Raw genomic sequence first — 7,055 nt, 5'->3', positions numbered from 1 at the left:
CCCTCTCTCACCCCCACCCAGGCCCTAAACCTGCGCGTGGTAGACCCCGCCTGCGGGTCCGGCTCCTTCCTGCTGGGTGCCTACCAATACCTGCTGGACTGGCACCTCAACTACTACCTCAACCACGACCCGCAATCCCACTCGCGCGGCAAAAACCCGCCCCTGGTCGCCACGGAAGGCGGTGAATATCGCCTCACCACCGAAACCAAGAAGCGCATCCTCACCTCAAACATCTACGGGGTCGACATCGACGCCCAGGCAGTGGAGGTCACCAAGCTCTCACTGCTGCTCAAACTGCTCGAGGGCGAAACCGGTCAGCTGGCGCTCGGCTTCGAACGCGTCTTACCCGACCTCGGTCAAAACATCCGCTGCGGAAATTCGCTGATCGGCTGGGACTACTTCCAGGGGCAAATGTTCCCGGACGAAGAAGAGATCCATCGTGTCAACCCCTTTGACTGGCAGCGCGCCTTCCCCCACGTTTTTGCTGCCGGCGGCTTCGACGCCGTCATCGGCAACCCGCCCTATATCCGCCAGGAATCGTTGGGCGAGGATAAGCCCTACTACCAAAGCATCTATGAGGTTTTCACAGGTACAGCCGATATCTACAGCTACTTTATTGAAAAAGGGGTCAAGCTGCTTGCGCCTGGAGGGCAATTTAGCTACATCGTTGCCAACAAATGGCTGTGTGCCAAATACGGCTTCAAATTGCGCCAGTGGCTCAAAACCAAATCAATCGAAGAGATCACTGACTTTGGCGATCTGCCAGTCTTCACCGGTGCCACCACCTATCCGCTCATTTTGCGTGTTTCCAACAACCCGCCCCATTTTCAACCTCGGCTTACAACCGTTGACACGCTCGATTTTGCATCACTGCAGGAATATGTTGCGGAGCATGGCGAGATTTCTGACCAGACCTGCTTTGAAGAGGACGGCTGGTCACTTGCCGGTAAGCAAACCCAGGACCTGCTCGCAAAGATCCGTCAAAATTCGATTCCCTTGGGCGAATATGTCAATGGAAAAGTCTATCGCGGCATCCTGACCGGGTTGAACAAAGCCTTCGTCATCGACCAGGAAACCAAAGACCGCCTAATCGCCGAAGACCCTCGCAGCGCAGAACTGATCAAACCCTTTGCCCAGGGGCGTGACATCAAACGCTATGCCCCAATTCCGGTAAAACAATATCTAATATTTACGCGGCGTGGAATCAAGATCAACAATTATCCGGCAATTAAGAAATACCTTAGCCAATTCAAGGACGAATTAATGCCAAAGCCAGTCGATTGGAAGGGTGAATGGAAAGGGCGGAAGCCTGGATCATATGCGTGGTATGAAATCTAGGACGCAATCGATTATCATGAGGAATTCTCAAAGCCAAAAATTGTTTATCCAAATATCTGTAAACAACCTGAATTTACATTTGATCAGACTGGCATCTATACCAATCAAAAGTGCTTCATTATTCCTTCCGATGATCTCTATTTGCTAGGAATTCTGAATAGTTCGGTTTCAATGTTCTTGTTTACTCAGATGTTCCCGAAACTCCGCGGTGACTTCTACGAGCCAAGTTGGGTGTTTTTCCAGAACTTCCCAATTCATGTTGTCGACCCCTCCAACCCTGCACAGGTCCAGCAAAAAGGACGGATTATTGTGCTTGTTGGGAAGATGCTGGAAATGCACAGATACCATTCCTCAACTTCCCACGAAAAGCAGCATCTTCAAGGTATCATTGAAGCAACTGCATTTGAAGTTGATCGCATGGTTCTTTCGCTTTACGGGATAGAACCTGAAGTAAATTGAACCGGACTACTTAATTCATGATCTATCTATAAGGAGAGAATAATGGGAACAAGTATTATCCATTCTTTAGAAGGAATTACATTAAATGGAGGATGGAAAGTCATAAAGAAAATCGAGAAGAATGATAACGATACGGGTGGGCACTTTTCGGTCTGTTATTTAGTTGAAAACGACAAGAATGATAAGGCTTTCATGAAAGTGCTGAATTTTGATGAAGCACAGGAAGCCCCAGACCCTGCGTTGCAACTTTTTCTTTTAACACAGGCCTTCAATTTTGAAAAACTTGTACTTCAGAAGTGCAAGGACGCTAACCTGGATAAAGTTGTTGTAGCTATTGGAGAAGACGTTATCCGACCAAATCCTTCTGACCCTAGCGATGTTGCTCAATATATATTATTTGAATTAGCTGATGGAAACATTAGGAAGAAAATCGATTATAGCAACTCTGTTGACTTAGCTTACAATCTAAGAGCCTTGCATCATGTTTCTGTTGGCATTCAACAAATTCATGGACAAGGCATTGCCCATCAAGATATCAAGCCATCTAATATTTTGACCTTTAATGACAACACAAACAAACTAGCAGATTTTGGTCGATCATCATATTTGAATCATATTGCTCCTCATGAAGATTGTACTTTTGCGGGAGATAGAAATTATGCTCCAATCGAGCAATTATATGGATATCAAAGTGCTGAGTGGAAGGTCAGAAGACTAGGAACAGATTTGTATCATTTAGGCAGTTTAATCCATTATGTGTTCACAGGACTTATGTTAACACCTCTGATATTTGATAAATTACCACCTGAACTACATTACACAAGACAGTATGGTAATTATTCGTTTGTTCTTCCATTCATCAAGAAGGCTATGACTGAAATCGTAAGTGATTTTTCTGATCACCTCATTCCTCAGTTGAAAAAAGATCTTCCTCAGATGGTGTTGGAATTAAGCAATCCTGAGCCTGAAAAACGCGGGGTTCGTAGGGGGGTTGGATCTCCAGATCAATTCACATTGGATCATTACATTTCTCGCTTCGACCACTATGCAAGATTTGCTGAAGCTAACATAATTAGTTTATTACGATCATGACGATAAAAGAGCTCGTATCTGCTCGAAGGATCATTCCTCGTTGGAGATTATTCAAATTAATCTCAAAAAATGGTGAGCTTTTACCATCAATTCCCAAAGAATACAAAATAGACTTTAGTGATTTAAATTCGAAAGTGCATGAGTGGGAAAAGAAACAGGATATCTCCTCTGCGATAGAGCTTGTTGAAGCGTCACTTGTAAATAGCATGCCCAATTTTGGAATCGATGCCGCCAACATGCTATTGTTAGAAGAAATAAATATCAAGAATGACGTAGTTTCAATGGCTAACAGACTTGTGGGATTAGTTGAGGAAAAACCTATAGATTACTCGCTCTATCTCAACGCCGTCAATAGACCAATGAATATATATAAACATGTCAATGATCTTAAAAAGATATTGAGATTTAACCCAGACAACCCAATCGCATGGATGGATCTATCCTATTTCTATACCCTTCTTGCACAGACAGACAAAGCAGTCGATTCCATGAGGAATGCCTTGGCCTTGACTGACTCAAATCGAGTAATAATTAGAGCTGCAAGTAGATTATTTGTCCATATTGGAGAACCCGATAGAGCCAAATTTATACTATCTGGGGAGGAAACGCGCAGAGACCCATGGCTTTTGTCAGCTGAAATTGCTGTTTCCCAGGTGCTTGATGAAAGGTCAAAGAACATTAAATTCGGGAGGACTTTATCAGAGTCAAGGAAATTTAGTCCATTGCATATATCCGAATTAGCCAGTGCACTAGCAACAGTCGAGTTTTTTGAAAAGAATTTCCACCAATCGAAGAAATTAATAAAATTGAGTCTAAAGGAACCAACAGAAAATTCTATTGCTCAGGCAATCTGGTTATTTCCCGATTTTATTAACAACCAAGAACGAAAAGAGCCCCTTATTGATGTCCCAAAAGCATACGAGGCTCGGACATTAGATTTGACTAAGTTGATGAAATGGGAAGAAGCAATTGCAGCAACTAAAGATTGGCTGATGGATGAACCATTTTCTAGTCGTCCTGCTGTTTTCGGATCTTATATTGCGGCAATAGGTTTAGAGGATTTTTCATTATCAGCGGAATTTGCCAATAAGGGTTTACGAGCAAATCCAAACGATTTGCTTTTGAAAAACAATTTGGCATTTGCGTTAGCTAACCAGGATCTAGTTGAAGAAGCGAACGAAGTTCTGGCTTCTATAGATAGCACAGGTGAATCTCTGAATGTGCAAATAACTTTACAAGCGACAAGAGGTCTTATAAATCTACGATCTAACAATTTAGGGGAAGGCAAAAGACTCTATGAGAAAGCCATTGACCTAGCCAAGAAAAATAACCTCATAGATATCATGGCTTCCGCGTCAATAAATTATGCCAGAGAACTTGTGTTATCAAGACAAATTACTGCCTCACAAGCAAGAGCAATGATTGAAGATCAAACAAAAAGAACCACCAACCCACACATTATTTTTATGAAAATGAGGTTGGAAGGGTTGCTTGAAAAATATCCTGATTAATAATTTGATTGAATTCTATAAATCATTTACTATTTATCAACAACAGGAGGGTTCATGAAAAAATTACTTGTACTTAGTTTATCTGTTTGTCTTCTCTTTGCTTGTTCGCCAAACTCCGAGCAAATACAAAAAGCCATTGAGCAAACTCAATCAGCGATTCCAACCAGTACCAACACAAAATTACCTACCAATACCTCAACTATCTCACCAACGCAAACGCTCACACCACTTCCAACACCTACAAGCACGGTAACGCCCACAGATTTTCAAATAGACGATATATTTTTAGATGAAATACTAATTCAATACGGGGACTTACCTGCAGGGCTGACCGGAGGTCATATTAGTTACGAAGCTCCAGAAATGTTCAATGAGCTGCCTCTTGCAGATTATACGATATTTCAACAATTTGCTAAAGCAACTGAGGTGAGTGGTGGGGTGACAGTTTTTGTGTATACCTCACTGGAGAAAATTGAAGAGGCTTATGCAAAAACGGTAGAAGGGTTGGGTGATAGCACAAAGATTGTTGAAGATATTGGGGAAAAAGGAGTGATTTCCTATGTTTCTATGACAGTACTGGGAAGTAAAGTGGAATTTGGCGACCTGGTATTTACAAGATGTAACGCTGTAGTACATGTAAGAATGACAGATATTTCTGACGAAACATCACTTTCGTTTTATGCGACGAGATTGGACAATAGATTAGTTGAATCACTTTGTCCATAGTAGACAAGCAAATCTGTTTGATCTACAAAGATCATTACTCAGGCCTTGCCAATCTCAAAACGGAGCAAGCGATGGGCTTTTTGTTTAGTGCGCTGTGCTATAATTTTTAATAATCAATTAAAGGAGGGCTTTTCGATGAAACCTATCGTGTTGTTTTTTGTTATTGCAATTCTTTTAACCAGTTGCTCATCCCCCCAATTATCAAATGAGGATATTCAATCTACTGTTGGTGCAGGAATCGAACAAACTCAAGCTGTAAATGTCACAACTCCCCAATCAGAAGAACCCTCCGAAATTCAAGCCAACACTAACACTCCTCATCCCACGAACACCCCGCGTCCTACATCAACTCCCAGACCATCGAACACACCGGAACCTACAAGCACGCCAACTGAGCTGCCAGGTCAGGGTATCGCTAAAAATTATGTAGTATCTGAGGAAGATGGCGGCGTTTTGGTCGAGGTTGCCCGTATCGTCGTTGCACCAAAATCTGCATTTGATCAAGACCTGTTCGACGATGAGATTTATGATGATAAGTCAACGATTGTTGAATTTACTTTTCGTTTCGTAAATAGTACAAACGAAGTCATTAAATTTGGTTATGGTTCTCTAACAGCTTCTGTCAATGGTGAACAGGTAGTTTTTAGTGATTACTCATGGAGAGGTGATTTCGGTGATGAACTCGACAACGATATTTTGCCTGGATCATATCTTATTGGTGGAATGCGCACTGGAATAAAAAGGTCTTCTTGGGATGAAGTGACACAGATAGTGATTTTGGTAGAAGGCGCATACAATTCTTCCACTTATGATGATGTAACAAAAGATTTCCTTTTTACCATCGATGTATCTGGTTGGACTTATGAACCCTTACCTGATGAGCTAAAGTAAAAAATTTCGCCTTCAACGTGTTAACAACAAACTGGAGAGCAATTCTCCAGTTTGTTGTTATTGGTGCCCGATTAATGTCAATTGTTCGATATTACTTGACATAGAAGTCGACAAGAACCAAAGGTTGGCAGATTTGTGCACCATAAGCGTTAGAAAAACAGTCTTGACCTTTCCCAACACCGTAAAGTGTTAGCCATGAATCTTCATATATGTCATCGTACTCTTCTTTAGTTTCGACAATATAAGCCTCGTAGGTGCCCGGAAAATAACACTGGAATTGTTCGTTACTAACCACATTAAACACACGGCAAGTAAGCTTAATATATTCACTGTTGTATTTTTCAGGGTATGTAATAAAGTCTCTCCAGTCAACTTGAACATAGCGAGCAATGTACTCCTGGGTCTTCACGTATGCAGTCTGTGTAAACTGGTATGGCGCCTTAGTAGGAGTGAGTGTATTGGTTCTCGTAGGGGTAAGGCTGGGAGTGGGAGTATCTGTCACTGTTGGAGTGAGAGTGATGGTTGGGGTATCGGTGATGGTTGGAGTGAGTGTGACTGTCGGGGTATTTGTGAATGTAGTCGTAAAGGTGGGAGTATCTGTCGGTGTACTGGTATTCGTGCTAGTGGGGTTGGCTAATTGGGTTTGCTCTATCCCCACTGAGATCGTGGCTTGAATGTCGTCCGGGCTTATTTGTTTAGCGCCACATCCACTCAACAGAATTAGGACACTTATTAGTACGACAATCTTTTTCATTCCCTCACCTCATGAAACACATTGTTCTGAAAAAAAATTAATTACCACGATTATACTTGTAAACTTTTGATAAACCAATGGGTTGTTGATTAATCACGGTAAACTTTCGCATGCCTGACCGTCATGATCTCCATCCATCCCAGACCAGTTATAGGTGCTGGAGCCGCCGCAAGAGCTGAAACATGCTTGCGCCTCGGAGTGGGTTGAAAAATCAGAACAGTTGTAATCAATGGAGCAATTGCACACGCTGGTTCCCCCTGGCGGTGCTGTGGCTGTGGGGAGCG

7 protein-coding genes are annotated in these 7,055 nt (G+C 42.5%); 6 read left to right on the top strand and 1 reads right to left on the bottom strand.

Features of this window, described 5'->3' with window-relative positions; all coding sequences use genetic code 11:
* The 6 genes from NC238_02070 to NC238_02045 form a co-directional block, all read left to right on the top strand.
* Window positions 1–1,338, top strand: a 1,338-nt coding sequence (locus NC238_02070; protein MCM1564744.1) for an Eco57I restriction-modification methylase domain-containing protein, incomplete at its 5' end; no start/stop codon positions are given.
* Between the two features lie 54 nt (window positions 1,339–1,392).
* Window positions 1,393–1,797 (top strand): hypothetical protein, encoded by a 405-nt coding sequence (locus NC238_02065; protein MCM1564743.1) that lies wholly within the window; start codon window positions 1,393–1,395, stop codon window positions 1,795–1,797.
* 42 nt (window positions 1,798–1,839) lie between these two features.
* Window positions 1,840–2,889, top strand: coding sequence for a hypothetical protein (locus tag NC238_02060; protein MCM1564742.1), 1,050 nt, complete (start codon window positions 1,840–1,842; stop codon window positions 2,887–2,889).
* Complete coding sequence (locus NC238_02055; protein MCM1564741.1) at window positions 2,886–4,400, top strand: hypothetical protein; 1,515 nt, start codon at window positions 2,886–2,888, stop codon at window positions 4,398–4,400. Before NC238_02060 ends, NC238_02055 begins: the two co-directional genes overlap by 4 nt.
* A gap of 54 nt (window positions 4,401–4,454) precedes the next feature.
* Window positions 4,455–5,126, top strand: a complete 672-nt coding sequence (locus tag NC238_02050) for a hypothetical protein (protein MCM1564740.1) — start codon at window positions 4,455–4,457, stop codon at window positions 5,124–5,126.
* Between the two features lie 135 nt (window positions 5,127–5,261).
* Complete coding sequence (locus tag NC238_02045; protein ID MCM1564739.1) at window positions 5,262–6,017, top strand: hypothetical protein; 756 nt, start codon at window positions 5,262–5,264, stop codon at window positions 6,015–6,017.
* 91 nt (window positions 6,018–6,108) lie between these two features.
* Here the strand turns inward: NC238_02045 and NC238_02040 are convergent, their stop codons facing one another.
* Entirely contained in the window at window positions 6,109–6,771 is a 663-nt protein-coding gene (locus NC238_02040; protein ID MCM1564738.1) for a hypothetical protein, read from the bottom strand.
* Between the last annotated feature and the right edge of the window lie 284 nt (window positions 6,772–7,055).

Source organism: Dehalobacter sp. (genome assembly GCA_023667845.1).
Taxonomy (GTDB): domain Bacteria; phylum Bacillota; class Desulfitobacteriia; order Desulfitobacteriales; family Syntrophobotulaceae; genus Dehalobacter.
Note: the sequence above shows the minus strand (reverse complement) of the source record. Positions and strands in the feature narration are given on the sequence as shown.

Coding starts and splice junctions, on each gene's coding strand:
- NC238_02060 (MCM1564742.1), top strand. CDS start 1,840: ATGGGAACAAGTATTATCCATTCTTTAGAAGGAATTACATTAAATGGA.
- NC238_02055 (MCM1564741.1), top strand. CDS start 2,886: ATGACGATAAAAGAGCTCGTATCTGCTCGAAGGATCATTCCTCGTTGG.
- NC238_02050 (MCM1564740.1), top strand. CDS start 4,455: ATGAAAAAATTACTTGTACTTAGTTTATCTGTTTGTCTTCTCTTTGCT.
- NC238_02045 (MCM1564739.1), top strand. CDS start 5,262: ATGAAACCTATCGTGTTGTTTTTTGTTATTGCAATTCTTTTAACCAGT.
- NC238_02040 (MCM1564738.1), bottom strand. CDS start 6,771: ATGAAAAAGATTGTCGTACTAATAAGTGTCCTAATTCTGTTGAGTGGA.